At 68.9% G+C, this 25,586-nt stretch carries 27 protein-coding genes and 1 pseudogene; 9 read left to right on the top strand and 19 right to left on the bottom strand.

The annotated features are described in order from the left end of the window. Positions 1-25: 25 nt before the first annotated feature. Positions 26-1,030, bottom strand: coding sequence for a DUF5631 domain-containing protein (locus G6N58_RS08710; RefSeq protein WP_308213269.1), 1,005 nt, complete (start codon positions 1,028-1,030; stop codon positions 26-28). Positions 1,031-1,175: 145 nt separating this feature from the next. On the opposite strand from G6N58_RS08710, the gene G6N58_RS30450 reads away from it, so the two are divergent. Next, complete coding sequence (locus tag G6N58_RS30450; protein ID WP_170314332.1) at positions 1,176-1,319, top strand: hypothetical protein; 144 nt, start codon at positions 1,176-1,178, stop codon at positions 1,317-1,319. 7 nt (positions 1,320-1,326) lie between these two features. Here the strand turns inward: G6N58_RS30450 and G6N58_RS08705 are convergent, their stop codons facing one another. Genes G6N58_RS08705 through G6N58_RS08695 form a run of 3 tightly spaced genes read right to left on the bottom strand, consistent with a single transcriptional unit; the run spans position 1,327 to position 3,376 of the window. After that, positions 1,327-1,623 carry a DUF2694 family protein gene (locus G6N58_RS08705; RefSeq protein WP_115279001.1) on the bottom strand — a complete coding sequence of 99 codons (297 nt, stop codon included), beginning with the start codon at positions 1,621-1,623 and terminating at the stop codon, positions 1,327-1,329. Beyond that, positions 1,620-1,937: an ESX-1 secretion-associated protein gene (locus tag G6N58_RS08700; RefSeq protein WP_068914379.1), complete on the bottom strand. Its 318-nt coding sequence runs from the start codon at positions 1,935-1,937 to the stop codon at positions 1,620-1,622. The genes G6N58_RS08705 and G6N58_RS08700 overlap by 4 nt, the downstream gene beginning before the upstream one ends. A gap of 8 nt (positions 1,938-1,945) precedes the next feature. Next, positions 1,946-3,376: a DUF4226 domain-containing protein gene (locus G6N58_RS08695; RefSeq protein WP_115279002.1), complete on the bottom strand. Its 1,431-nt coding sequence runs from the start codon at positions 3,374-3,376 to the stop codon at positions 1,946-1,948. A 139-nt stretch (positions 3,377-3,515) separates the two neighbouring features. Between G6N58_RS08695 and G6N58_RS08690 the strand changes: the two genes are divergently transcribed. Next, positions 3,516-3,773 (top strand): hypothetical protein, encoded by a 258-nt coding sequence (locus G6N58_RS08690; protein ID WP_115279003.1) that lies wholly within the window; start codon positions 3,516-3,518, stop codon positions 3,771-3,773. A 2-nt stretch (positions 3,774-3,775) separates the two neighbouring features. Here G6N58_RS08690 and G6N58_RS08685 read toward each other — a convergent pair whose 3' ends face one another. From G6N58_RS08685 to G6N58_RS08675, 3 genes are read right to left on the bottom strand one after another with little or no spacing between them, the layout of a single operon-like run. Continuing rightward, a complete protein-coding gene (locus tag G6N58_RS08685; protein ID WP_115279004.1) occupies positions 3,776-4,126 on the bottom strand; it encodes a DUF4226 domain-containing protein in 351 nt (116 codons plus the stop codon). A 48-nt stretch (positions 4,127-4,174) separates the two neighbouring features. Further along, positions 4,175-5,002 carry a C40 family peptidase gene (locus G6N58_RS08680; protein WP_115279005.1) on the bottom strand — a complete coding sequence of 276 codons (828 nt, stop codon included), beginning with the start codon at positions 5,000-5,002 and terminating at the stop codon, positions 4,175-4,177. A 9-nt stretch (positions 5,003-5,011) separates the two neighbouring features. Continuing rightward, positions 5,012-5,428 (bottom strand): WhiB family transcriptional regulator, encoded by a 417-nt coding sequence (locus G6N58_RS08675; protein ID WP_068914374.1) that lies wholly within the window; start codon positions 5,426-5,428, stop codon positions 5,012-5,014. Positions 5,429-5,566: 138 nt separating this feature from the next. Here G6N58_RS08675 and G6N58_RS08670 point away from each other — a divergent pair, with 138 nt between their 5' ends. After that, a complete protein-coding gene (locus G6N58_RS08670) occupies positions 5,567-6,358 on the top strand; it encodes a helix-turn-helix domain-containing protein (RefSeq protein WP_115279006.1) in 792 nt (263 codons plus the stop codon). On the opposite strand, the gene G6N58_RS08665 is transcribed toward G6N58_RS08670, so the two are convergent. Continuing rightward, complete coding sequence (locus G6N58_RS08665; RefSeq protein ID WP_115279007.1) at positions 6,309-7,379, bottom strand: phosphotransferase family protein; 1,071 nt, start codon at positions 7,377-7,379, stop codon at positions 6,309-6,311. The genes G6N58_RS08670 and G6N58_RS08665 overlap by 50 nt on opposite strands. Before the next feature lie 77 nt (positions 7,380-7,456). On the opposite strand from G6N58_RS08665, the gene G6N58_RS08660 reads away from it, so the two are divergent. Then, complete coding sequence (locus G6N58_RS08660; protein WP_068914371.1) at positions 7,457-7,882, top strand: EVE domain-containing protein; 426 nt, start codon at positions 7,457-7,459, stop codon at positions 7,880-7,882. Between the two features lie 7 nt (positions 7,883-7,889). Here G6N58_RS08660 and groL read toward each other — a convergent pair whose 3' ends face one another. From groL to G6N58_RS08625, 7 genes and pseudogenes are all read right to left on the bottom strand, one after another. Then, entirely contained in the window at positions 7,890-9,539 is a 1,650-nt protein-coding gene (gene groL, locus G6N58_RS08655; protein WP_115279008.1) for a chaperonin GroEL, read from the bottom strand. A gap of 55 nt (positions 9,540-9,594) precedes the next feature. Further along, positions 9,595-10,116: pseudogene (locus tag G6N58_RS08650) on the bottom strand (iron-sulfur cluster assembly protein); the annotation flags it as partial. Between the two features lie 28 nt (positions 10,117-10,144). Then, positions 10,145-11,191 carry a zinc-binding dehydrogenase gene (locus G6N58_RS08645; protein ID WP_115279010.1) on the bottom strand — a complete coding sequence of 349 codons (1,047 nt, stop codon included), beginning with the start codon at positions 11,189-11,191 and terminating at the stop codon, positions 10,145-10,147. Continuing rightward, positions 11,188-11,532 (bottom strand): propane 2-monooxygenase effector subunit MimD, encoded by a 345-nt coding sequence (mimD, locus tag G6N58_RS08640; RefSeq protein WP_068914367.1) that lies wholly within the window; start codon positions 11,530-11,532, stop codon positions 11,188-11,190. Before mimD ends, G6N58_RS08645 begins: the two co-directional genes overlap by 4 nt. Continuing rightward, positions 11,529-12,623, bottom strand: a complete 1,095-nt coding sequence (locus tag G6N58_RS08635) for an aromatic/alkene monooxygenase hydroxylase subunit beta (protein ID WP_115279012.1) — start codon at positions 12,621-12,623, stop codon at positions 11,529-11,531. The genes mimD and G6N58_RS08635 overlap by 4 nt, the downstream gene beginning before the upstream one ends. A 25-nt stretch (positions 12,624-12,648) precedes the next feature. Continuing rightward, positions 12,649-13,683 (bottom strand): 2Fe-2S iron-sulfur cluster-binding protein, encoded by a 1,035-nt coding sequence (locus G6N58_RS08630; protein WP_115279013.1) that lies wholly within the window; start codon positions 13,681-13,683, stop codon positions 12,649-12,651. A gap of 71 nt (positions 13,684-13,754) precedes the next feature. Beyond that, positions 13,755-15,371 (bottom strand): ferritin family protein, encoded by a 1,617-nt coding sequence (locus G6N58_RS08625; protein WP_068914364.1) that lies wholly within the window; start codon positions 15,369-15,371, stop codon positions 13,755-13,757. Between the two features lie 201 nt (positions 15,372-15,572). On the opposite strand from G6N58_RS08625, the gene G6N58_RS08620 reads away from it, so the two are divergent. From G6N58_RS08620 to G6N58_RS08605, 4 genes are read left to right on the top strand one after another with little or no spacing between them, the layout of a single operon-like run. Continuing rightward, complete coding sequence (locus G6N58_RS08620) at positions 15,573-17,312, top strand: sigma-54-dependent Fis family transcriptional regulator (RefSeq protein ID WP_115279014.1); 1,740 nt, start codon at positions 15,573-15,575, stop codon at positions 17,310-17,312. A gap of 35 nt (positions 17,313-17,347) precedes the next feature. Further along, a complete protein-coding gene (locus tag G6N58_RS08615) occupies positions 17,348-18,856 on the top strand; it encodes a fatty acyl-CoA synthetase (protein WP_115281633.1) in 1,509 nt (502 codons plus the stop codon). A gap of 22 nt (positions 18,857-18,878) precedes the next feature. After that, positions 18,879-19,700, top strand: a complete 822-nt coding sequence (locus G6N58_RS08610) for an acyl-CoA thioesterase domain-containing protein (RefSeq protein ID WP_068914362.1) — start codon at positions 18,879-18,881, stop codon at positions 19,698-19,700. Positions 19,701-19,709: 9 nt separating this feature from the next. Next, positions 19,710-20,528, top strand: a complete 819-nt coding sequence (locus tag G6N58_RS08605) for a sulfurtransferase (protein WP_115279015.1) — start codon at positions 19,710-19,712, stop codon at positions 20,526-20,528. Position 20,529: 1 nt separating this feature from the next. Here G6N58_RS08605 and G6N58_RS08600 read toward each other — a convergent pair whose 3' ends face one another. The 3 genes from G6N58_RS08600 to G6N58_RS08590 all read right to left on the bottom strand — a co-directional run bounded on the left by G6N58_RS08600 (position 20,530) and on the right by G6N58_RS08590 (position 23,114). Next, positions 20,530-21,498, bottom strand: coding sequence for a hypothetical protein (locus G6N58_RS08600; RefSeq protein ID WP_115279016.1), 969 nt, complete (start codon positions 21,496-21,498; stop codon positions 20,530-20,532). Further along, positions 21,495-22,604, bottom strand: coding sequence for a DNA methyltransferase (locus G6N58_RS08595; protein ID WP_115279017.1), 1,110 nt, complete (start codon positions 22,602-22,604; stop codon positions 21,495-21,497). Before G6N58_RS08595 ends, G6N58_RS08600 begins: the two co-directional genes overlap by 4 nt. A gap of 78 nt (positions 22,605-22,682) precedes the next feature. Further along, a complete protein-coding gene (locus G6N58_RS08590; protein ID WP_115279018.1) occupies positions 22,683-23,114 on the bottom strand; it encodes a PPOX class F420-dependent oxidoreductase in 432 nt (143 codons plus the stop codon). A gap of 90 nt (positions 23,115-23,204) precedes the next feature. Here G6N58_RS08590 and G6N58_RS08585 point away from each other — a divergent pair, with 90 nt between their 5' ends. Beyond that, entirely contained in the window at positions 23,205-24,605 is a 1,401-nt protein-coding gene (locus tag G6N58_RS08585) for a serine/threonine-protein kinase (protein WP_178057580.1), read from the top strand. An 8-nt stretch (positions 24,606-24,613) separates the two neighbouring features. Here G6N58_RS08585 and G6N58_RS08580 read toward each other — a convergent pair whose 3' ends face one another. Beyond that, positions 24,614-25,582, bottom strand: coding sequence for an NADPH:quinone oxidoreductase family protein (locus G6N58_RS08580; RefSeq protein WP_115279019.1), 969 nt, complete (start codon positions 25,580-25,582; stop codon positions 24,614-24,616). Positions 25,583-25,586: the final 4 nt, after the last annotated feature.

Here is a 25,586-nt window from a genome sequence, read left to right as displayed (position 1 = left end):
TGCGGCCGCGTTCAGCAACCTCGGGTCACGGGCCAGGCGGGTGATTGCCAGTGAGCTCGTGAAACCAGGCGAAGTGGTAGTTGGCGACGGTGTGGTCGCCGGCGGCCAGCGCGGTGGTGGCCGCGAGCAGCAGACAATTCAGCAGCAGTGCGGAATCCGTTGCCGGATAGCGCGCCAGCAGTTGATATCGCGCCGTATCGAGGTGAACACGCAAGACATCCAATTCGGCCTCGGCCACACCGGTGCCCGCCACTGCGGCCTCGGCGAGGGTGTGGGTGAGGCGGGGCAGCCCGTCGCGAGAGCGGGTGGCCTCGCAGAGCTGCCGGCCCAGACTCTCGACGGCGGGTGCTTCCACCGCGCCCGGTGGGTGATCGGGCTCAGCCGGGCGACCGCGCTCGAACGGGTCGCCGGGGTTGTAGCGCGCCGAGGTCTCGGTGTCGGCGAGCAGCCCGCGCAGGCCGGCAGCGCGCTGCGCGGGGGACGGCGTCACAGTGCCGGCCGGCAGCACGATCCCCGGCGGCACCCAGCCCTGCGCCAGATCGGTGACCACGACAGTGCTGCCGTCGGCTCGTACGCCCACCGCCCAGCGCAACCCGGGTTCCTGGCGGGCAAGACTGTCGACCATTCTGCGCAGGCGCTGCTCGACTGTCTCCGCCGGCGTTTCCTCGGGTTCGGCGGGCATGATCGGTGCGGCAAATGCCAGCGTCGGCGGGTCCAGCTGCGGCAACACCTGGGTGTCGGCGTCGTTCTGCTGACTCAGCTGCCGCAGGGTCGAGGCCACCCGCTGCACCGCGAAAGCGCGGGCAGCGTCGACCACCCGGTTCTGCTCCGCCGCACGGGCATGCGGCGGCATGACCGTCTCGTTGAGCACCCGCAGCTTGTGGTTGGCCGAGTCCGCGATGCGCTGCAGATCCCGCCTCAGGTACTCCGCCAGCGGCACCGTGTCCGCAGTGAGGTGGTCCAGCTCAGCCGGCCACACCCCGCCCAGCACCCACGGCGTGCAGTCGTCGGGCATCCGGAATGTCGGCACCGACAAGGCTTGTTCGGTCGCCCTCTTCAAGCGCTGACGCGCCGAACGCCGCCCGAAAACTGCCACTGGCCAAGCGTACCGGCGGCCGGCCACCCCGATACCGGGTGAATTGTGGGGCCGCGGCGCCGCCGGTAGCGTCGCCGTGGTGACGGACTCCACGCTGCAGGCCCAGCTCGACGAGGTTCGCGCCCTGCTGGCCCGGGCCAGGGAGCTGTTCGGCGACGCCCCGGTGGCACCGCCGGTCGACATCGCTCCGGCGCCCGACGCGGTGCAGACCTGGGTGCGCTGAGCGCACGCTACTCGTGCAGTTGATGCTCGGCCAGCGCCGCTGACGCGGCGGCCAGCTCGGCTTCGGTGGGCACCTCGTCCGACGGGGTGTGCCCGGCCGCGATGATCTCCGCACGAACCTCCATCAGCGCCCGCAGGTAGGACACGTCGGCGGTCAATTGGATAGCAGTGGCGAGGTTTTCGGCATCAGCAGACAGCACCGCCTCGGACAGCAGCACGCTGTGCAGGTACCCGCCGCGGCAACTGCGGAACAGCACCTGGCCGCTGGGGTGCATCGTGTCGAAGTCCGGGTTGGGTTCCGTCATCTGTCCTCGTCGAGCAGCCCGCGCATCCGGGTGGCGCTGTCTGCCTCGTGCTCCTCCCACATCGTGGCTGATTGCGCCAGATTATCCGCCATCTCGGCGTGTTCGTCGGCTTGGCCGTCGTAGCAGAGGCGGCGCTGTTCCAGCAGCTCGCGGGCGGCGTCGCGCAGTTCCGCGAAGATCGGGCCCAGCGAATCGAGGCTCTCCTGAATGGCGTCATGGGTACCGGGAACGGTCCGCAGGTACTCGGCAGCCTCGGAGTGGCGCCGGGCAGCCTCGCGGAGGTTCTCCGGATCGATGACGATGTTGTCGTCCATGGGTTCTCCTAGGTGGCGGGGGTGGTTGCCGGGCGGGTGGGGGCCGGGGTCGCAGCGGGTGTGGGCGCAGGCATCCAGCCTAAAAAGCTCGGTCCGCTGACGTCGGACAACGGGCCGACCTGCCCGCCGTGCAGGACGCGGGTGCGGTCCAGTGCCACCGCCAGGCGGTCGGTGAACATGCCGACGGCACCGGTGTCGACGTCGGCTGGGTCTACCGGGTCGGCCACCGGCGTTCCCGGCGGGGGAACACGCAGGCCGTTGTCATGGAACGCGTCGCCGATCGGGGTACCGGCCAGGGCGCTGGTGATGGCCTTGGCCAGCTGTGGGCTCGCGGCGGTGACCACATCGCCGTCGGGCAGCCTGACCTGGGTGGATTCCTCGGCCGCGACGTCGTCGTCGGGCTCGTTCTCCGGCTCCTCGGTGCCCGGATCGTCTTCCTCCGGTGGTTCGTCACCGGCGTCGAGGCCGTCGGAGAACTCCTGCTGCAGAGCGGCGTCGGCATCGGCCAGCAGATCGTCCAGAGTGGAGGTCTCCGCCGCGCCGCGGCGCTCCGACGCTATCGGAAGTTCCTCTGCCCGTGGCCATCCCGCAGCCGACGGCGGCATCGCGCCGCCGGAACCCCCCAGCGTGGGCAGGCCCGGCAACCCCAGGGGCGGTGCAGCCGCCTGCGAGGCCGGTGGAGGTGCTGGCGCGGCGGCAGCGGCCGGTGCCGAAGCGGGTTCGGCGGCGAGCAGCTGCTCGAGCAGCGGATCCGGACCAAGCTCGGCACCGTAGGCGGGCAGAGCGTCCAGGGCGGGCGCCGGGGCAGCGCTCTGCGCGGGCCCAGGTGCTGCCGGCTCCGCCGCCTTCGGCGCAGCCGCGGACTCATACAGCGCGGTCCAGGCACTGGCCAGCACGGCTTTCGACGTGTCGTCCAAGCTGGCGTTGTGCACCACGGCGCCGATCTCGCGCAGCTTGCCGATCAGGTAGCGCTGGAAGTCCCGCGCACCGGCAGGGGTGTCCAGATCGGTGCGCACCTGCACCGCGTTCTCGATCTCCGATTGCAGCCGACGCAGCTCGGCACCACCGTGGGCGGTGGTGCTGTGCGCGTTCAGCACGGCCGCGATCACCAGCAGGTCCAGCTGCGCGGTCGCCGAGTTCTGATGGGCCAGATCGGTTTCCGCTTTTTTGATGGCGGCTGCGCCCACCCCCCGCTGTTCGTCCGCCGAAGGCGGCACCGGCGCGGTCGGCACCACCGGCGCACCGGTGCGGGTGTCGAACAGCGTCGGGTGGTTGGCTCTCACCTTGGCCAGTACGGCGGCGACCTCGGCCTCGGGCGCCACCACCAGCCCGAGGACCGCGGCCTCGGCCGGCGTCAGCCCCTGTCTCCACGCGTGCGCGTCGCCGGTGACACGGTCGATGTGCGCCACGGCGTCGAGGAGGTCCTGCTGTGTCGTCACCCGATCCCCACCATGGCGCGGACACTACCGAGGGCCCACAACGCCGACAATTCACATGTGCACAGGTGAGTTTGGTTTTCGGCGGTGGGGGTAAAAACCAGGCAGTTTCCCGGAGTCCTGCGACCAGGAGTGCATACCGATGTCCGACCGTACGCCCGCCAACGGCACCTACGCCGAGGCCCGTAGCGCTACTGCGCTGTTCTTGACCCTCACCGCGGTCATCGCAGGGGCCATCGCGCTGGCTTCCGGCCTGGGCGACGGAGATACCGGGTTCGCCGTCGTCGCCGGCGTCATCGCCGCGATCAGCTTCATCATTGCGGTGTTCTGCTTCAGTGCGGACGCCGAACCGCTGCCTGCTGCGGAACCGGCGCCGACGGCCCTGGCCACCGCGGACTGACGTCAGCGGTAGCGGTCCACCAACTGCTGTACCTCGCGCACCCGCGCTTCGGCTGCCGTCACCGCGTCGGTGACCACCGTGGTGATCTCGCGGTGGCGAGCGAGCAGAAACAGCTGGAACTCCCGGACACCCGCAGCGGTATCCAATGCCCACGAGTGCTGCTGCGCCACCGCATTCTCGATGTCGGCACCGATGGCATCCAGGCGCCGCCGGGATTCGACGGTGAGATCGTGCGCGCCGGTGACGGCGGCCGCCAGCGCTTCGTCGGCGGCGACCAAGCTCTGGTGGCGGTCGGACAACTCACCCTGCCTCGCCACGATCGCGGACACCTGGGTGCCCGGATCGTCTGACATGCTGCGAAGGTACCCCCGCCGGGGGGCGCAGACAATTCATCGCCGGCCTCATGCAACCCGGCGGATCACCACGTCGGAACCCAGCCGGCTGATGCGCACGTTCGCACCGGAGTACGGCGCTTCGACCACCATGCCGTTGCCGATCGCCATCTGAACGTGCCCGGAATGGGGGAAGACCAGATCGCCGGGCTGAATCTGGCTGCGGGACACGGCAACACCCTGATGGATTTGGTCGTAGGTGGTGCGGTCCAGGTTGATGCCGGCGTGCTGGTAGGCCCACTGGACCAGCCCGGAGCAATCGAACCGGTCGGGCCCCGTCGCCCCCCACACGTACGGCATTCCCAGACGTGACAGCGCCGCGCGGACGGCGACGGCGGCCCGCCCGCCCGACTCGGGCGTGCCCACCGGCCCCAGGCCGCGCACACCGCGGCCGCGCCGGTAGCGCAGCAGCAGAAGCAGTGCGAGACGGCGACGGGCACGGCGACGGGCCGCCAGCACGTGGTCCTGCTGGGCCCGCAGCCGGGCGATGCTGCGTCGGACGGCCTCCCGCTGGGCCACCGGGGAATCTCCGCCGGCGCCGAGATCGGCGCGGGCGGCCTCCAGCACCGCTCGGGTGAGCCTGCGGGCCACGACGTGGTCGTGGCGTGCGCGCGACACCAGTTCCGCGAACTCTGCGTCCGTACCGGCAGTGCGGCGCAGTAGTTCCCGCGCCGTCTCCACGGTGGCCCGGTACGGCCCCATCCCCTGGCCGCTGTTCAACTCGGCGGCCCGGCGCAGAGCCGCATCGAGATGGCCTACGTCCCCCGCGGGCGGGAGGTCGCGGCCCGCTCCGGAGAACAGGTGGTGTGCGCGGCTCAGGATGTCCAGCTCGCTCATGGCGAGCCGTCAGGCCGCGGTGCGCGGGGTGAGACGCAGCAGTGGCAGATGGATGACGGCCGCGGCCATCGGAACCGGCTCTGCTTGACGGCGTTCGAGCAGCGCGGCGTTCTCGGGCAGTTGCCGCGCACTGATCTCACCCGCGGCGATGCTGCGCAGGGTGTCGTGCGCCGCGGCGAGCTGGTGGCGCTTGCGGTACTGCCCGCCGGGCAGCTTCACCCCGGCCCAGACACCGTATTCCTCACCGTGCTCGACGGCGCGTTGCGCGCACATCCGTTGCTGGGCCAAGGGACACCGCCGCAGGCAGAGGGTGCGCGCTTCGATCGATGCGGTTTCGTAGGCGCGGGCCTTGGCGGCACCGTCGGCGCCATCGTTGTCGGAATAGCCGAACCAGAGGTCTGGATTCGAGGCGCAGGGTCGGTCCATGTGAGCGTCTCCTTGGTCTGAAGCGATGACAAAAGCGTATAACTCCCACGATCCGTTGGCAAGAAACAAATACAAAAACATATAGAAAAGCGGAGACGCCGGCCGCTGCTACCATCCCTGCATGTCCGGAACGCAGGCGTGAGCCGGGAGGCAGCCGGCGCCGCACTCCGCGCGCTGCGGGAGTCGCGTGATTTGTCCCTGGCCGACCTGGCCGCGGCCACCGGTGTGAGCATCATGGGACTGAGCTACCTGGAGCGCGGGACCAGGAAGGCACACAAAGGTACTGTTCAGAAGCTCGAAAATGGTTTGGGCCTGCCGCCGGGAACCTACGCGCGGCTGGTGCTGGCCCCGGATCCGGCTGCCGAGTTGGCGGCGGTGGTGGATGCGGGTGCGGCCCGTCCACGCCCCGCAGCGGCATCGCCGATCGTGGTCACCCGACGGGCGGACACCGAGGTGTTCGAGGGGTTCGCCGCGGCGCAACTGGAGTCCATCAATTCGGTGATCAGCCGCCTGCCGGCACCCACGTCAAGCGAATACGAAAACGTAGTCCGCTCGGTCATCGATCAATGCGTCAAGGCCGAGCTGTTGGCGGCCAACTCGTGGCGGGTGGCCGTTAACACCGGCGCCGACCCACACGGCCAGCTGATGGATCTCATCAAGGCGCTGGAGAGCACCCGCACGCAGCTGATGGCCAAGCTGCCCGAGAGCCTCGGCGCGCGCTTCGACCGTGCGTGCCGCGCATCCGAGCTCCCCGAGCACGTCATCTCCGAACTTCTCGACATCACCGCCGAGCAGATCTGGTCCATCCGCAACCACGGGGTGATCCCGCCCGGGACACTCGCCCGGATCCGGGCCTTCGCCGACGCAAACGACGCGGGACTCAGCGCAGGCGGTCCTCGATCAGCTCCAGCGTCGCGAGTTCGCGAATAGCCCGGCAGCCCCGCTCCAGCATGGTGGCCACCATGTCGTCACCGCGTTCGGTGGCGGCGGAGAAGGCAAAGCCGAAGGTGGTGATCAGCGGGATCTGCGGCATGCCGAGGCGGTAGTCCTGCCAGCAGGTGTCCAGGTCGTAGGCGGTGACGCCGTGGGTCAGCAGTTCGTCGTGGTAGTCGGCCACCAGGCCGCGTTCGGCCGCGGCCCGGTCGTCGGGCAGCAGGCTGGTACCGGCGAAGTAGGCCAGGTCGCGCGCGGGCAATCCCACCGTCAACGTCTGCCAGTCCACCACGGTGACCCGTGTGCGGTCCGGGTCGAACAGCAGGTTGTCCAGTCGGTAGTCACCGTGCAGCAGACTGAACCGGTCCGGTTCCAGCAGCAACCACTGGCCCACCAAAGCTGCGGTGGCGGAGAGCGTTTCGCGGTCCTGCGTCGACACCCGGTCCCCGAGCCGGCTCAAGGTGGTGTCGGCGGCCATCACGGCGAGTTCTCCGAGGCCGCGGGCGAAGTCGGCGTCGGGCCGCGGCATGGTGGCGCCGGTGAAGGTCAGCCACGCCGGGTCGCACCACCGGGGACCGTGCAGCCCGGCCAGGGCGCGGGCGGCCAGCTGCGCCTCGGCCACCGAACAGCCCCGCAGCTGATCCCCCTGGACGGCGGGCGCCAGATCCGCCAGCAGCATCACGAAATCGGCGCCGTCGCGGTCGATGTCGCAGTGGTAGCAGTGCGGCAGCGCCACGGCCAGGGTGTGGGCCACCTCGGTGTAGAAGGCGTGCTCGGAGCGGTAGCCCAGGGCCACCCGTTCGCGGACCGCCTCGTCCTGCGAGGGCAACTTGACGATGAGGGTCGCCGGCAGTTCCGTGGCCGTGGCGTAGTCCAGCGCCACCCGGTAGGTGGCGCCGGTCTGCCCGGTTCCGACCGGGCTCACCGTGGCGGCGACGACCTCGACGCCGAGCACCGACGAGAGCCAGTCGCGGGTCACCTCGGCGGGACCGGCCGGGATCGTGGCAACAGTGGCCATGGGCACCTCCTGGTCTGTGCAAATTAGAACACGTTCCAGAACCAGAACTTGTCGGACCCCGCTTCTACCGTGACCTCATGACCGCATGGATCAACACCATCAGCGCCCAGCACGTCGCGCGCGGCGTCGCGGGCGGCTTCACGCAGGCCGATCACGGCAAGTCAGACCGGCTCAGCCGACTCGCCCGGGGCGACTGGATCGCCTTCTACTCCCCCAAGACCGACTATCCGGAGGGTGAGCCGCTACGGATGTTCACCGCGCTCGGTCAGGTGGTCGACGACGCGCCGTATCAGGCCGAGGTGACGCCGGACTTCCGGCCTTTCCGCCGCCGCATGGAGTTCGTCACCTGCACCCCGGTGCCCATCCGCCCCCTGATCGAGCACCTCGAGTTCATCGAGGACAAGCAGCACTGGGGCTTTCGGTTCCGGTTCGGCCTGTTCCGGGTCAACACCCACGACTTCGAGCTCATCCGCTCGGCATTGACCCGGCGCGCAGCCGCGTGAGAGCCACTCAGTAGATGTTGGACGGCCGCACCATGCCCTCGGCCAGATCCCCGAACCCCGGAGCCATGATGGCGCCCGGGTGGCCCACCACCTGTTCGACGATGGCCGTCTCGGTGGTGATCAGCAGCGCGGCAATGGATGCCGCACTCTCCAGCGCCGCACGGGTCACCTTCAGCGGATCGATCACACCCTCGTCGAACATGTCGCCGTACTCACCGGTCAGGGCGTTGAAGCCGTGTCCCAGCGGCAGGTCCTCGACGATCTGCACCACGTCGTCGCCCTCGAAGCCGGCGTTGGTGGCGATCCACCGCAGGGGCTCGGCCAGCGCCCGGCGCACCACCTGCACCCCGATGCCCTCGTCACCGGGCAGATCCAGCTCGGTCAGCGCACGGTGGGCCTGGGCCAGCGCGGTGCCGCCGCCGGCGACGATGCCGGCCTCGGCGGCGGCGCGGGTGGCGGCCAGCGCGTCCTCGACACGCAGCATGCGCTCCTTGAGTTCGACGCTGGTGGCACCGCCCACCCGGATCACCGCCACGCGCCCGGTCAGCCGGGCGATGCGCAGGTCGAGGGTGTCGCGGTCGGCGTCGATGCGGGCCCGTTCGCGCTGCGCTTCCAGCTGACCGACGCGGGCGGTGACGCGAGCGGGTTCCCCGCGGGCGCCGACGATGGTGGTGGCGTTCTCGGTGACGGTGATCCGGTCACACGAGCCCAGGTGTTCCCCGCGGACCTCGCTCAGTTCGAGGCCGGTGTCCTTGGCGATCACGTGCCCGCCGAGGGCCACCGCCAGATCTTCGAGTTCGGCGATGCGCCGGTGCCCGAACCCCGGGGCCCGCACCACCACCGACTGCATGGTCTTATGCATGTTGCCGCCGACCAGCAGCTGCAAGGCCGGGCCGTCGACATCCTCGGCCAACACCACCAGCGGACGGTCGGCCCGCTTCGCGGCTTCGATGGTGGGCATGATGTCCTGCACCGCCGAGATCTTGCGGTTGGTCAGCAGGATCACCGGGTTGTCCAGCACCGCCTCCATCCGGTCCGGATCGGTCACCATGTAGGCCGAGATGTAGCCGTGGTCGAATTCGATGCCGTCGACCACGTCGACGCGCAGGCCCAGGGTGTCGCTCTCCTCGGTGGTGATGACGCCCGGTTCGCCCACATGCTCGACGGCGGTGGCGATCACCTCGCCGATGGACTCGTCGTCACTGGCCGCCAGCGTCGCGATGCGCAGCAGGTCGCTGCGCCCGCCGAGCGCCACGGACTGCTCGGTCAGGCTCCGCAACACCACCGGCACGGTCTTCTCGATGCCGCGGCGCAATCGCATCGGATTGGCGCCGGCGTCCACCGCGCGCAGGCCTTCGCGCACCATCGCCTGCGCCAGCACCGTGGCGGTGGTGGTGCCGTCGCCCACCATGCCGTTGGTCTGCATGGCCACTTCCTTCACCAGCTGTGCGCCCATGTTCGCGAACGGGTCACTCAGCTGAATTTCCCTGGCGATGGTGACGCCGTCGTTGGTGATGGTGGGCGGGCCGGTCAGCTTCTCCAGCACCGCGTTGCGACCTTTGGGCCCCAGCGTCACCTTGACCGCATCGGCCAGGGCGTTGACGCCGTACTCCAGGCGGGCCCGGGCGTCGCTGTTGTACCGCAGCTCCTTTGCCATGGTTTCTGTCCTCTCGTGAAGCGTTCTGTCAGGGAATCGGATTGGCGTGCCCGGCGGTCAGCGGGCGGCCGTCCTCGCCCACCATCACCCGGCTGTTGGGACAGGTGCTCAGCCCGATGCTCATCCGGCGACGCAGCAGCGCCACCTTGCCGGGGCCCGGGGGCAGATCGCGCAGCGTCAGATGGCACAGCTCGCTTTCCGGAACGCCGTCCCGGCGGACCAACTCGGTGACGCAGCGTTGCATCGCGGCGGTGTGCGCCTTGACCGCGAAGGCGCGGTCCAGATGGTCGTGAACGTGAACCTGGTGGTGATCGTCGAGCAGCATCCTCACCTCGCCGATCTCGGCATCCCGCACTGCGTCCAGCGCATCCGAGACCACAAGATAGGCGAAGTTCGGCGAGCGATCCGCTGTCGGCAGCCGCAGGTGCACCGCCACACCCTCGTCGTCCACCAGGATCGAACGGACATACCCCAGTTCGGTGATGGGTCGGTCCACCTCGGGGTCGGTGACGGTGTGCAGGGCTGTCAGCACCTCGTCGCGGATGCCGGCCACCGTCAGGGTCACAGGGGAAAACATGCTCAGCTGTTCCTGTCGCTTGCGGGGGCTAACGGGAGATGACGACTTTCAGGGCGTCGTGGGTGTCGGCGTTGGCGAAGACGTCGTAGGCGTCGAGCATCTGGTCCAGCGCGAACGCGTGTGTTCCGAATGCGGAGGCATCGATCTTGTTGTGCGCCAGCAGATCCAGCAGTTTGGGCACGGTGGTGCCGTTCACCAGACCGGTGGTGATCGAGATGTTGGAGATCCACAGCTCATCCAGGCGCAGGGTGACGGGCCTGCCGTGCACTCCCACGTTCGCGACGCGGCCGCCGGGGCGCACCAGTTGCGTGCACAGCTCGAAGGTCTCCGGGATCCCCACCGCCTCGATGGCCACGTCGGCGCCGTGCCCATCGGTGAGCTCCATGATGCGGGCCCGGACATCCTCGCGTCCGCTGTTGACGGTCTGGTCGGCGCCGAAGGCGACCGACCGCTTGAGCCTCGAATCCGACAGGTCGACGGCGATCACGGACGCGGCGCCGAACAACCCGGCGGTGGCGATGGCCGAGAGCCCCACCGGCCCGGCGCCGACCACCACCACCGAGTCTCCTGGGCGCACCGCGGCGTTCTGCACACCGATCTCGAACCCGGTGGGCAGGATGTCGGCCAGGAAGATGGCCTCGGCGTTGCTGATGGTCTCCGGCAGCCGGTGCACGCTGGTCTCGGCATAGGGGACCCGGACGTACTCGGCCTGGGTGCCGTCGATCAGATGGCCGAAGATCCAGCCGATACCGCCCACCGAGGCGCAGTGCGACGGCATGGCCACCTTGCACGGCCCGCACTTGCCGCAGCTGGTGATCGCCGGCACCAGCACCCGGTCACCGACGCTGAGATCGCTGACCGCAGAGCCGACTTCGGTGATGGTGCCGACGGCTTCGTGCCCGAGCACCCGGCCTGCGGTCACCGCAGGCACGTCCCCCTTCAGGATGTGCAGGTCGGTGCCGCAGATGGTGGTGGTGTCCACCCGGACCACGATGTCGGTGGGGTCCACCAGTCGGGCGTCGGGCACGTCGGTCCAGGACTTCTCTCCGGGGCCGTGGAACACCAGCGCTTTCATGAGCGGGCGGTCAGATCGAAGCCGATGTATTCGGCGGCGTCCTCGGGGCTGGCGAACAACATGGTCTTGTCGTCGAGGTGCACCATGCGGCCGTAGTGCGTGGAGCTGATCTCCTCAAAGATGGACCCGTCGAACTCCTGGCCGAGGGCGTCGGTCAGCTCTGCGTAGTCGAACTCGATGAGGCGGGTACCGTCCACCCGGATCATCGACGGGTACTCGGTGAGTTCCACGCCGTCTTTGGCGCCCATCACGTCGGCGACCACCCGCCCGATGGGGGTGTTCATCAGCGTGACGCCGCACTTGTTGGAGAACTCGGTGGCGGATCCGAATTGCATGGTCACTTGGTGTGCTCCTCGAGTTCGATGGATTCCAGCAGGGAGGCGAACTTGTCTTCGGCGGCGGCCAGGCTGTCGGCGAAGGTGACGGCCTTCTCGGCCGGCTGACTCCACAGCGGCTGCAGGGCGCGGGCGGCGTCCAGGCAGCGCGGCACCCAGACGTCGAGCCACTGGCCGAACAGTTCCTTGTTCGCCGACCCGTGCTGCTCGTCGCGGGTCAGGATCCGGAACAGGTTGCGGGTGTAGGCCAGGTCGCGGTCGTAGTCGTGCTCGCCGGTGCCGACGATGGTGGGGGTGATGTAGTCGCCGTTGCGCGCGGCGATCTGCATCACGAGCTCACTGCGGAACAGCGAGCCCACCAGCTGCTCGAAGACGATGTTGGTGGCGAACAACAATTCACACCAGTCTCCGACGGCGGTCAGCCGCTCGACCACCTCGCGGGTGGGCTGCCATTCCGGTGCCGACTGCCACACCTGCTTGTGGGCCGAGCCGTCGAACCCCTCGCCGACCTCCTCGGACAGGTCGAGGTTGAACAGCGCCAGATCCTGGGCGAAGCGCATCTTGTGTGCGGCGTTGACGGCGACGGCGGTGTTGATCATGTTGGTGGGCCCCGAGCGCTGGATCGAGGTGAACACGTGCAGCGCGAGCCCGTTCTCCGCGTGCATCCACGCTCCCAGGTTGTTGGCCAGGAAGCGCAGCCAGGCGGAGTTCCAGCTGTCGTAGGCCCGGGCGCGTTTGGCGTTCTTCAGGCACAGTTCGACCTGGCGCACCACCGCGGAGTTGTTGCGGTAGATGGTCTGGTCCCATTCCTCATTGGGGTCCAGAAAGGCATGCCAATTCGACGATTTCGCGGCCGTCCACTCCTGCGGATAACCGCCGGGCCCGTCACCGAAGCCGTAGATCCAGCCCTGCGACAGGTGCCGCTGCGGGTCGGGCTGCACGTCGACGGTGACGTCTTCGTACATGGTGGCCCGCAGCTTGGCCGGCTTGTAGTAGGAGTAGGCGCGGCTGCGCGAGCTGGGGAACTCCTGTGCGCCGGCTTCGGAGTCGGTGAACTCGATTTTCGGGAAACTGCGCTGTTTCGCTGGAGCGGACACGTGATCCTTCTTTCTGGGGGGCCGGTCAGTCGAATGCGGGGCTGGTGAATTTGTCGTAGAACACTTGATCGGTGGGCACCGAACGGGAGTCCAGCAGTGCCAGCGCGGCGTCCACCATCGGCGGCGGGCCGCACAGGTACACCTCGGTGCGGGCAATGTCGGTCTCATGTGCGGACACCACGTCGGTGACATTGCCGGCCACCGCCGCGTCGGGCGCCTCGGCCAGGGACTCCGACAGGCACGGGGTGAAGGTGAAGTCTCTCAATCCGGCTCCCACCCGGGCGATTTCGTCGAGATAGAACAGGTCGGCGGCGGTGCGTGCGCCGTAGTAGAAACGCACCGGCCGCGTGCACCCGGTCTCGCTCATGTGTCGCAGCAGCGACAGGATGGGCGCCATGCCGGCTCCGCCGGCGACGCACACCACCGGCAGCACATGACCGTCTTTGAGGGTGCTCGTCCCGTACGGCCCGGTGATGCTCAGTTCGTCGCCGACGGCCAGACCGTCCTCCAGCAGGGCGGCGAACCGACCGCCCGGGTACTTCTTGATCAGGAACTCCAGCTGCCCGGGGGCAGCCTGGGTGCCGGCCATCGAGAAGGACCGGTGCTCGTCGCTGCCGGGCAGGTGGATGTCGACGTACTGTCCCGGCTTGAACTCGAAGGCCGCCGGCTCGATCGCCTCCAGCCGCAGGGACACGATGTCACGGGTCATGCTGTGCAGGGCCGTGATCCGGGTCCGGACGTTCTGGATCGGCAGCCCGCCCAGCAGCTCGTCGGTGTCGAAGTTGAGCAGTTCGATGGTGGCGTCGCTGTAGGCGTGGGTGCGGCACAGCAGCACGAAGCCTTCGTCGGCCTCGGCGTCGTTGCACGCGAACGTCGAGTGGCCCGCCATCTGCACGTCGCCGTCGAGGACAAACGACTTGCACGCCGAGCAGCGGCCCTCCCGGCAGCCGTGCATCAGGTGGATGCCTTGGCGGAACGCGGCGTCGAGGATGTTCTCGTCTTCGCGAACCTCCATCTCGATGTCGACGGGTTCGAAGTTGATGCGGTGAACGTCGGCCACGCTGTGTCCTTTCTCGTGGATCTCGGCGCGCTCGTAACCGCTCAGCGGTCGCGAGCGCGCCGAAATCGCAACTAGCCGGCCCGGTAGGCCGCGACGTGGGCGTCCCGTTCGGCATCGCTCATCTCGTTGAGCAGCACGTTGGGGCTGTTGAAGACGTTGCCGCGCACGTCGTCGAGGGTCCACATCTTCTTGGGATCCAGATCCAGGTGCGGCTGCGGGATCAAGGTCTTGCCGTCGTCGCGTACATAACCGAGGTCGGCGACGATGTCGGCCAGGTCCTTGCCGTGGTGCAGGGTCTCCCACTCGCGGAAACCGGTGAGCCGGCCCATGTTCGGCGTCGGGCGGCCCTCGTACTCAGCGCGGAAGGCCACCGCGTCGGTCCAGTAGCACGTCTCCGAACAGTAGGTGCGCCACTGGTCGTCGACCTTCTCCACCACCATGTCCTCGCGGATCAGCGCCGGCACCATGCAGGTCCAGCAGCGGTGCGGGTACTGGTAGCCCACCTCTTCGAAGGCGATCGGCTTGTTGCGGCCCGGGTAGGCCAGCCGGTTGTAGTCCTCCCACCAGCGGCCGAACTTGTTGTACCAGCCGGGGTACTTCTCCTCGAACCACTCGAAGTCCTTGTCGGTCATGGCGTCGATGCGCCAGTAGTTGACCGGCCAGCCGGTGGCGAAGAAGCGGGCCACCTCGTGCACGTAGTGCTTGTCGACGATGCGCTTCCACGCCTCCTCGACCAGGTCGTGCGGAATGGTCAGGCCGTACTTCTCCAGCGGCAGCAGGTAACTGCGGTAGTAGTCGTCATAGATCCAGCGCCGCCACATCTCGGCATAGCTCTCCCGGTCCTTGCGGCGGTCCTTGGTGCCGTACTCGATGAAGGTGCCGATGGCCGCGTCCACCACGCAGTGGTTGTTCCACCAGGCGTAGCGCAGGTCGCGCTCCAGCAGCGGGCGGTTGCGCTCATCGGCCAGGGCCATCAGCAGGATCGAGTAGCCGTTGGAGATGTGGCGGGACTCATCGGATTGCACCGAGTGGAACACCGTCGGCAGCAGGTAGTCGCCGTTGGCCGCGGCCTCGTCGGGCATGGCCACGAAAAGGGTGTTGGTGAAAGCGGTTTCGGCCACCACGGTCAGGTAGATGTTGGCGGCGGTGATCGCGTCGCCGGTGATGAAGCCCTCACCGAACTGGCGGCCGATGGTGCCGGCGTAGTTGTTGGCGAACGCCTTTTCGGTGATGTCGAAGCCGGCGGGGTCGATGTAGTTGTTCATGTACAGCTTCTTGAGGTTCATCTGGATCGTCGAGTGCCGGACCTCGTCGATCATCTGCACCGCCAGCCCGTTGTGGATCTCGGGATTGGGCACGGCGTCGATGGCCATCGGCATGGCCCGCGCCGCGGAGATCTCCGGGAACGGAATGATGGACAGGAACAACTTCTGCCACTCCAGCCAGCGCTGCTGCACCTGGCGGAACATGTTGCCGCGGATGGCGCCGTCCATGGCGCCGTAGACGCGGTTGTCCTTCTCCTCCTCCATCGGGAAGTAGGAGCGCATGATCTGCTTGAGCGGGTCCTTCTTCGGGGCCTTCTCGAAGGTGTAGTCGGTGCCGAATCGGGTGGCGGGCGTGGCGAACGTCGGTTCCCACGACAGCTCGGTGATCTTCGCGTGCGCCTTGGTCAGGCTTTGCCTACTCAACGTGTGCCTCCTGGGCTGCAATGCCGGCTGGATGCCGGCGACGGGACCGATACAACCGTGTGTTGCAGCACACAGGCGTCTCACTCTGAGACACAGCTCACATTGTTGGCGGGTAGGCCGATATTCTCAGATTGAGACGCCGGACCCCGATCAGCCGCCTAGGCTCCGGTTCCACAGCCCCAGGACCGAGGTAGCGCCACCATGGTCAACAACGTCGACGTCGCCCGCGAACAGTTCCTGACCGCGGGTGCGCTGCGCACCGACGCGGTGGCGCCCGACGTACTGAACTCGTGGCGTCGCTCCCGGGATCTGCAGGTGCATCCCGACCGGGTGGAACTGCCCTACCTGCGCGACCCGGACACCGACACCCCGTTGACGCACGCCGCCGCCCCGGTGTTGCGCCGCATCGCCGACGATCTGTCCTCCCAGGCGGTCAGCGTGGTGCTCACCTCGGCCGACGGTCTGGTGCTCGACCGCATCGCCGCCGATCCGCGCATCGCCCGGACCCTCGACGAGGTGCGGCTGGCGCGGGGTTACAGCTACGCCGAGGAGTTCGCCGGCACCAACGGCATCGGCACCACTCTGGAGACCGGGCAGCCCGTGTTCATCCGCGGCAGCGAGCACTACGTCGGCACGCTCGGTCAGCTGGCCTGCGCCGGTTCGCCGATCCGCGACCCGGTCACCCGGCGCATCCTCGGGGTCGTCGATCTGACGTGCTGGGCCGGCAACTCCGATCCGTTGCTGTTCGTCCTCGCCAAGAGCGCAGGCAGTCAGATCGAAGACCGCCTCCGTGCGATGAACAACGAGACCGAGACCGCGCTGCTGGACGCCTATCTGAAACAGACCCGCCGGTATCCGGGCGGTGTGCTCGCCATCGGCGGTGACGTGGTGCTGATGAATCCGTACCTGCGCCAGTCGCTGGATTCCGCCGACCAGGCCGCGCTGCTCGATCACGCCGCCGAGATGGCGCGGGCCTCGTTCCGGACCACCGCCGTGGCCGCGCTGCCCAGCGGCACCAACGTCAAGATCTCGGCAGCCGAGCGCATCTCCGCCGGTGTGCGTGCCGACAACGTGGTGTTCCATGTGGCCCTGCACCTGGCGGAGAGCTTCCCCGCGAGCACCGGGGTGCAGTCCATCCCCCGGTTGGCCGGGCGCAGCAGCTCATGGCGGCGCTGCTGTCAGCAGGTCGAGCGGTGTTACCGCGACCGTGACTGGGTGGTCATCGAAGGCGAAACAGGCTCCGGGCGCAGCCGATTGGGCCAGGCGGTCGCCCAGTTCGTCACCCCTGAACGCACGGTGCGCATCCTGCGGCCCGTTTCCTTCGGCAGCGCCGAGCAGTTCGTGGCCGAGTTCGACGCCGAAACCGACGGTGACGATTTTGCCGTGGTGATCGCCGGGGTCGACGAACTGTCCGATGCCGCCCTGCAGCCGCTGGCCGCTGCCATGCAGTCGTGCGCAGGTCGCGGGTGGATCGCGGCGACCATGGGCACCGAACGGCGCTCGCCGTTGGTGGACATGCTGGTCCTGCCGTTTTTCACCCACACGGTGACGGTGCCGGCCCTGCGCCACCGCATCGAGGACCTCGAGGAACTGGTGCCCATGCTGCTGGCCGAGCTGACCCGCGGCGCCGATGTGCGCATGGACTCCGCAGCCATGCGCCAGCTGAGCAAGATGGCCTGGCCCGGCAACGTGGCGCAGTTGCGCGGCGTGCTGGCAGCCACCGTGGCCCGGCAACGCTCAGGGGTGATCGGCGTGGACAAACTGCCCGCCGCGTGCCGGTCGTTGGCCCGGCGCAAACTCACTCAATTGGAAGCCCTGGAACGCGACGCCATCGTGCGCAGCCTCGCCGAGAACGGCGGCAGCAAGGCCGACGCCGCCGAGGCGCTGGGGATGTCGCGGGCCACCATCTACCGCAAGATCAAGGACTTCGGCATCGCCTGACTAGGGTGGCCAGGGTGAGCAACGACGCCCCGATCATGCTGTCACGCCGCCACACCATCGACGGGATGCTGCGCCGCTCGGCGGCGCGCACGCCCGCGCGGACCGCACTGCAATTCGCTCAGCGCAGGTGGACCTACCGCGAGCTCGACGACGGGGTGTCCCGCGCTGCGGCACACCTGCTGTCGCTCGGGTTGCGGCCGGGTGACCGGGTGGCGGCCTACGGGCTGAACTCCGACGCCTACGTCATCGGATTCCTGGCTTGTGCCCGTGCGGGTCTGGTGCACGTGCCCGTCAACTTCGCCCTCAAGAACGACGAGCTCAGCTATCTGATCTCGCAGTCGGGCGCGCGGGCGGCGCTCGTGGATCCTGTTCTGGCCCAGGACTTCTCGACGGCCGCCGCAGTGGAGCACGTCGTCACGCTGCGCGACGGCGCGGGGTCACTGGCCGAGGTCGCCGCCATCGGTGCGGTACCCGAGATGTCGTCGGCGGCGGATGCCGGTGACCTGGCGCAGCTGCTCTACACCTCGGGCACCACCTCACGTCCCAAGGGGGCGATGATGACCCACGAGGCGTTGGTCTACGAATACATATCCTGCATCGACGCACTGGATTTCGACCGCGATGACAATCCCTTGGTGGCGATGCCGCTCTATCACTCGGCCGGCATGCACGTCTTCATGCTGCCCTACCTGTCGATCGGGGCCACCGTGCACCTGATCGAGAAGCCCGACATCACCGAGATCCTGCACTGCATCCAGGACCGGCGCATTGGGTCACTGTTCCTGGCCCCCACCGTCTGGGTGCCGCTGGCCGGCCGCGACGACCTGGAGTCCTTCGACCTGTCCTCGCTGACCAAGGCGCAGTACGGTGCGTCGATCATGCCGGTCACGGTGCTCGAGCGGCTGCGCAGCCGCTACCCGGACATCGGCTTCTACAACTGCTTCGGCCAGTCCGAGATCGGCCCGCTGGCCACCGTGCTGCGTCCCGAGGAGCACCGCGACCGGCCGGCGTCCTGCGGCACCGCCGTGTTGTTCGTCGAAGCCAGGGTGGTCGACGAGAGCGGTGCCGACGTCGCCGCCGGGCAGCCCGGTGAAGTGGTCTACCGGTCTCCACAACTGTGCTGCGGGTACTGGGACAACCCCGAGGCGACGGCGGAGGCGTTCCGGGACGGTTGGTTTCACTCCGGCGATCTGGCCACCCGCGACGAGCAGGGCTACCTGACCATCGTCGACCGCATCAAGGACGTCATCAACACCGGCGGCATCCTGGTGGCCTCCCGCGAGATCGAGGACGCCGTCTACACCCACCCGGCGGTGGCCGAGGTGGCGGTGATCGGCACTCCCGACGAGAAGTGGATCGAGGCGGTGACCGCGGTGGTGGTGCTGCGCGACGATGCCGCCGACGTCGGCCCGGACGTCATCGTCGAGCACGTGCGGGACGTCCTCGCCTCGTTCAAGGTGCCCAAGCGGGTGGTGTTCGTGGACTCGCTGCCCCGCAACCAGAGCGGCAAGCTGCTCAAACGGGAACTGCGGGGCCGGGTCTGAGGGGGCGTGACCTATCGTGACGATGGTGACCGATGCTTTTTTCACCAGCGACGGCGACACCTTCGTCCCGACCGCAGCCGCCCAGGGCCCATGGGGCGCCACCATCGGCGGCCAACTCGTCAGCGGCCTGCTGGGCTGGGGCGTGGAGCGTGACGCCGGCGACCCGGACTTCCTGCCCGCCCGACTGACCGTGGATCTGCTGCGACCCACCTTCATGGAACCGGTGCGACTGCAGACGACGGTCCACCGCGAGGGCAGGCGTATCAAGGTGGCCGACGTGACGCTGATCCAGCGCGACACCGTGGTGTCCCGGGCCAGCGCGGTGTTCCTGCGCCGCACCGAGGAACCCGACACCCGAGTGTGGTCGCCGGAGCTGAGCATGCCGCCGCTACCAGAGGAATCCGAAGAACTGCCGCCCGGTTCGCCGATGTTCCTGCGGGCCTACGGTTCCCACCCCGAAACCGGTGAGGCCGGCCTGGGCGCACACGAGTGGCAGCAGGCCGAGCACCAGAAGTTCGCCTGGATCCGCCAGGTGCGACCGCTGGTCGCCGGAGAGGAGGTCACGCCGTTCACGCGGGCGGTGATGTGCGGTGAGGTCACCAGCCCGATGACGCACTGGGGCACCGGCGGGCTTCGGCACATCAACGCCGACTACACCCTGACGCTGAGCCGACTGCCCGAAGGCGAGTACATCGGACTGGCCGCCATGAGCCAGCATAGCGCCGCGGGCATCGCCACCGGCACCACCACGGTGTTCGACACCAGCGGGCCCATCGGCACGGCCGTCGCGATCGCGCTGGCCCAGCCACCGGACGCGTTCAACCCCCGCACCGATACCACCTAGGAGGCACCCGTGGATGTCCTGATCTCGGTAACCGAACTGGCCGAGCAGCTTTCGGAGGTCCGCGTGCTCGACGTCCGCTGGAAGGTGATGGCACCCGACGGCCGCGACGACTATCTGGCCGGGCACATCCCGGGCGCGGTCTTCGTGGATATGGACACCGAACTGTCCGATCACTCGGTGACCGGCCGGGGTCGCCATCCCCTCCCGGGTGCTGCGGCGCTGCAGGAAGCCGCGCGCCGCTGGGGGATCTGCGCCGGGGACACCGTGGTGGTCTACGACGACTGGGGCGGGCAGGCCGCTGCGCGCGCGTGGTGGCTGCTGCGAGCAGGCGGCGTGGCCGACGTGCGGTTGCTCGACGGCGGGTGGGCGGCCTGGCAGCGCGCCGGCCTGCCCACCGCCACCGGCGAGGTGGTGCCCGACGCCGGTGACGTGACGATCACCGAACTGACCGGCCTGCCGACGGCCACCGCCGACGACGTGGCCGCGGGCGCCGGGGTGCTGCTCGACGCCCGGGCCGCGGCCCGCTACCGCGGTGACGAGGAACCCCTGGATCCCCGCGCCGGGCACATCCCCGGTGCGGTGTCGATGCCCACCACCGACAACCTGACCGCCGAGGGCACCTTCCGGCCCGTGGCCGAGCTGCAGGCCCGCTTCGGGACGGTGGGAGCGACACCGGTGACGGTGTACTGCGGTTCCGGCGTGACGGCCACCCACCAGATCGCCGCGCTGGCCCTCGCCGGCATCGACGCCACGCTGTATCCCGGGTCGTGGTCGGAGTGGTCGAACGATCCGGCACGGCCGGCGGTGACGGGGCCGGAGCCGCGCTGACTCAGTAGTCCGGCAGCCGGTTGACCCACTCCCGCAGCAGCGACTCCAGTTCGTCGGTGTCCAGCCGCTGGGTCTGCCGGTAGCGGGCGATCTGCCGGATGATCTTGGCGTTCAACTCTTCCCGCTCGGCCGACTCGGCGTAGGTCTTGAAGAACCGGACCCAGTGGCCGGCTTCGATGCCGGCCACCCGCTCGGCCAGGATCTCGGTGACGTAGCCGTCGATCAGGCCCTCGGCGCGCGCCACCCGGCCGAAGTTGCCGCCCGAGTCCTGCTTGGCCTTGTCGGTGATGTTGGTCTTGGGCAGCGGATACGGTCTCGGGTCCGGCGGCGGGGTGATCGCGTAGTAGTCGTCGCTCTTCTCGTGTCCGCTCAGCGCATCCTTGGCGCGCCGTCCCACCGACCAGTAGTGGTTGCGCATGTCGGCGGCGTGACGGGCGGATTCGACAAACGGCCGGTAGACCACGGGATGCCCGGACAGCACGTTCTTCAGATGCCAGGGCACCACCACCAGCAGATCGTGCACGTCGCACACCTCGCGGTTCACGGCGTAGCGGAACGACGGTTCGGCCTCGCGGCTCAGCAGGTACCACCCCTTGAGCTCGATGCCCATCGCCACGCCGTGACCGGCGGCGATCAGGGTGGCGTTGTTGGTGACCAGCCGGACATCCGGGAACGTCTGCGCCGAGCGGACGAACTTGTACTCGGCCCACGCCCCGTCGGGATCCCACACCGCGCGCAACCGGTTCAGCGTCTCCACCACCTGGATCTCGATGCTGCCGCCCAGCATCGAGTTCAGCGAGAACAGATCGCCGGCCTCCAGCCCCTCGATGAAGGTCTGCGAGCTGAAGTGCACCGGCAGGGCCGCCAGCGCGTCGCGGACGTCGCCGACCAGGGTGCCGCGCGGGGTTGCCGGGTCGGGCTCGTCGCGCACCGGCGGGGTGGGCGCGTTGTAGCCGCCGAACAGGGTCATTCCGAGCCCTCGATGGCGTCGGTCTCCGCGGCGATGTGCCGGTTGGCCACGGCATCGGAGAGCCGCTCGTGGGCGATCTCGGCGAAGTGCGGATCACGTTCGGCGACAAAAGCTCTGCGGCCCAGCGCGACGGCGGCCACCGAGGCCGAGGCCAGGCCCCCGAACGGTTCCCACACCACGTCACCTTCGCGGGTGACCGCGTGCACCAGGCGCTCCATGAACTCCAGCGGCTTCTGGTTCAGATGAGTCGATGATGCCCGCGTGGGCTTGTAGACCCGCGGAGCCGAACGGCGCATCGACCCCTTGAGCCGCTCACCGTCATGCAGTGGACCGCGGCGCCAGACATTGGTGAGGCCATGGGTGTGCGTCCACGGGTAGCGCATGGCATCCCACTGTTCGGCCGTCACCGACGCCGACCCGTCGAGGGAGAAGTACGGCCGGCCCGACTCGAAGCCGTGCTGGTTGCAGTAGGCGGCCATCCTGGCCACCATGAGACCCGGCGGGAAGTACCACAGCCAGTCGCGGGTGAGGTATTTGCGGGTGGCGGCATTACGCACGCCGCAGGCCTCGTTGGAGAGGTAGAGCGGCAGACCGGAGCGCATCCACTCGTGGCGCAGCCAGTCCTGCACCCCCAGCACCTCCCCCTCGACGGGCACCTCGAAGCGCCGCTGGTAGAGCGCGCAGACCTCGGTGACCACGGGGTACTGCCGGATGGTCTTTCCGTTGACGTTGCCCGCGATGTGCGACAGACCCTTGTCCCAGACCACGGTCTGCACGTAGTCCCAGCCGCGGCGGTTCAGTTCGCCGTGCACGGTGGCCCAGCCCACCTCGGTACCCCAGAACCACAGTGTGGTCCCCGGGTGTGACGCCTGCGTCCACGCCGTGATGTGCTCGTCGTACCAGCTGATCAGCCCGTCGGAATCGATTGTGTCGCCGTGGAATCCGCGCACCCCGTAGGCGCCGTCACTGATGATGGTGTCCGGCGCGGGCCAGCCGGCGTACGCCTCGCGCGCATCGCCGCGGTGCAGGGTGAACGGGGCCCGGGTGCCACCGACCACCCGCAGCGGGTGGGCTGCCGTGCGGGAGCGTGCGGCGCGGGGTGGCATGTGCTGGGTCCTGTCGTGGAGTCGGTCTAGTGATCCTAGGCAGTGCAGACCTTCGCACAGCGCACCGACAGGGCCTACCTACTTCAGCGCCTGCCCGTAGACCCGCTGCACCGCCAACGCCATCAGCACCCGTTGTTCGCCCACCACCACCGCCCGGTATTCGTCCCAGTCGGGATGCTCACCGGCGAATCGTCGGTAGTGCTCCACCAGCACGTCCACCTCGGGTGAGTGCGGATCGCTGCCGGGTGTGCTGAGGGTGACGGTGCCCTCGGCGGTCGCCCAGGCCCACCCGTCGGCGCGGGTCACCTCCAGGGCGGCCCTCGGGTCGCGGCGCAGGTTGGCCGTCTTGGCCCGTCGTGCGCTCATCGAGACGTAGACGACGCGCTCATCCGGGTCGTAGAAGGGGGTCACGGGCGAGAGCTGCGGCAGCCCGTCGGCCTTGATGGTGGCCAGCACGCCGAGGGAACTCTGCGCCAGCAGTGCGTGGGGATCGAACGTGGGGGACGTCACGGAAATGATTCTCGCGCAGCGTCCTCGCTATCGTGCAGGGAGGAGGAAACCGATGCACACCGTCACCGCAGGTTTGCTGGGGGGCCGTCGATGCCGCTGACCGGCGGCGAACAGTTTGCCGGGTACCGGATCTTGAAGATGATCGGTTCCGGCGGCATGGGCGAGATCTACCTGGCCCAGCATCCGCGTCTGCCCAGGCAGGACGCGCTCAAAGTGCTGCCCGCGCACATGTCCGGCGACAGCGACTTCCGGGACCGGTTCATCCGGGAAGCCGACCTGGCGTCGTCGTTGTTCCACCCCCACATCGTCGGGGTGCACGATCGTGGCGAGTACCGCGGCCAGCTCTGGATCGCGATGGACTTCATCGACGGCACCGACGCCGGCCGGCTGGTCCATGAGTTCCATCCCGGCGGACTCCCGGTGGGTGACGTCATCGAGATCGCCACCGGCATCGCCGAGGCGTTGGACTACGCACATGCCCGCGGGCTGCTGCACCGCGACGTCAAACCCGGCAATATCCTGCTGGGCAACCCGGTGGCGGGCAAACGCCGAATCCTGCTGGCAGACTTTGGCATTGCGCGGTCGATGGCCGAATCCACCCAGCTCACCCGCACCAACATGGCCCTGGGCACGGTGCACTACGCCTCGCCCGAACAGTTGCGCAACCAACCGCTGGACGGCCGCACCGACCAGTATTCCCTGGCCGCAACCACATTCGAGCTGCTCACCGGCCGGGCGCCGTTCGACGATCCCAGCCCGGCGGTGGTGATGAGCCAGCACCTCACCGCGCCGCCGCCCTCGCTGGCCGCGGTGCGCCCCGATCTGGCGGCACTCGACGTTCCGTTCGCCGTGGCGCTGTCGAAGTATCCGGGCGACCGCTACAGCCGGTGTGAGGACTTCGTGCATGCCCTGCGTGCGCATCTGCAGCACGGCCACCGCGGCACCAGGGCGCTGGTGACGCCGCCGGCGGTGGCACCGACGCCACCGCGGGCGCGCACGACGAAGCCCCCGGCCCTGCTGTGGCCCTTGGTGATTGCCGCGGCGGTGGCCGTGGCGGTGCTGGTGGCATTGGTCATCGACGCCAACTCCGGGCCCGAACAGACCGCCGCGCCGGTCACCATCCCGCCGGTCGCCGGCTCCACCGCGTCGTCGTCGACGACGACGACGGCCACCACCGAGACCTCGGAGTTCGACGCGATGCGGGACGTGGTCACCGAGTACTACGGCCTGTTGCCGGAGGACACCGACGATGCCTGGCAGATGCTGTCGTCCGGCTATCAGGCCCAGACCGGCGGCATGCGGGAGTACCAGCGGTTCTGGCGATCGATCGATGCGGTGAGCGTCGGCGCGGTGTCTCCCCGCGACGCCACCAGCGTCTCCGCCCAGCTGACCTACACCCTGTCCAACGGCCGGACCAGTTCGGAGACACGCTGGTTCGAGATCGAACCGGCCGACGGCACGATGCTGATCACCGACTCCGGGCTGGGCTGAGCAGGCGGCTACCGCAGCCGGACCACCACTTTGCCCTTCGCGGTGCGGTTTTCCAGCGCAGCGATGGCCTCGCCGGCACGCTCCAGCGGGTAGATCTCCGGCTCGGGGGCGGTGACCGCGCCCGATGCCAGCAGCGGTGCGAGCTCGGCCCACTGCTGGGCTACATAACCCGGGTGGGTCATGGTCCAGGCACCCCAGCCGACGCCGACGGCGTCGACGTTGTTGAGCAGCAACCGGTTTGTCTTGATGGTGGGAATGTCTCCCCCGGTGAAGCCGACCACCAGGAGCCGCCCGCCCGGCGCCAGCGAGCGCAGCGAGTCGGTCACGCGGTCACCGCCCACCGGATCCAGCACGATGTCCACACCGCGGCCGCCGGTGAGCTCTTTGACCGCGTCTTTGAACCCGTCGGCCAGCACGACGTCGGTGGCCCCGGCGGTGCGGGCGATCTCTTTCTTGGCCTCGGTGCTGACCACGGCGATGGTGCGCCCGGCACCCAGCGCGGGGGCCAGCCGCAGGGTCGAGGTGCCGATGCCGCCGGCCGCCCCGTGCACCAGCACGGTCTCCCCGGCGGCCAGGCGCCCGCGCTCGCGCAAGGCGAACAACACCGTCAGATCGTTGAACAGCAGCCCGGCACCGGCCTCGAAGGACACCGCGTCGGGCAGGGCGAAGACGCGTTCGGCGGGCAGGGTGACCACCTCGGCCATGCCGCCGCACAGCATGGTCAGCCCGGCCACCCGGTCCCCCGCCGACACGTGTGCCCCGGCGGGAGCGCTGCGGACCACCCCGGCGATCTCGCCGCCCGGGGTGTAGGGAAGTTCGGGCTTGTACTGGTAGAGCCCACGCGACTGCAGGGCATCTGGGAATGCCACTCCGGCCGCGTGCACCTCGATCACCACACCGTCGGCGGCAGGCTCGTCGATCTCGACCACCTCGGCGGCCTCGGGTCCGTCCAGTCGGGCAATCTGTATGGCACGCATGGGG

The sequence above is a fragment of the Mycolicibacterium tokaiense genome (assembly GCF_010725885.1).
Classification (GTDB): domain Bacteria; phylum Actinomycetota; class Actinomycetes; order Mycobacteriales; family Mycobacteriaceae; genus Mycobacterium; species Mycobacterium tokaiense.
The sequence above is the reverse complement of the archived record's forward strand: the minus strand, read 5'-3'. Positions and strand labels throughout refer to the sequence as shown.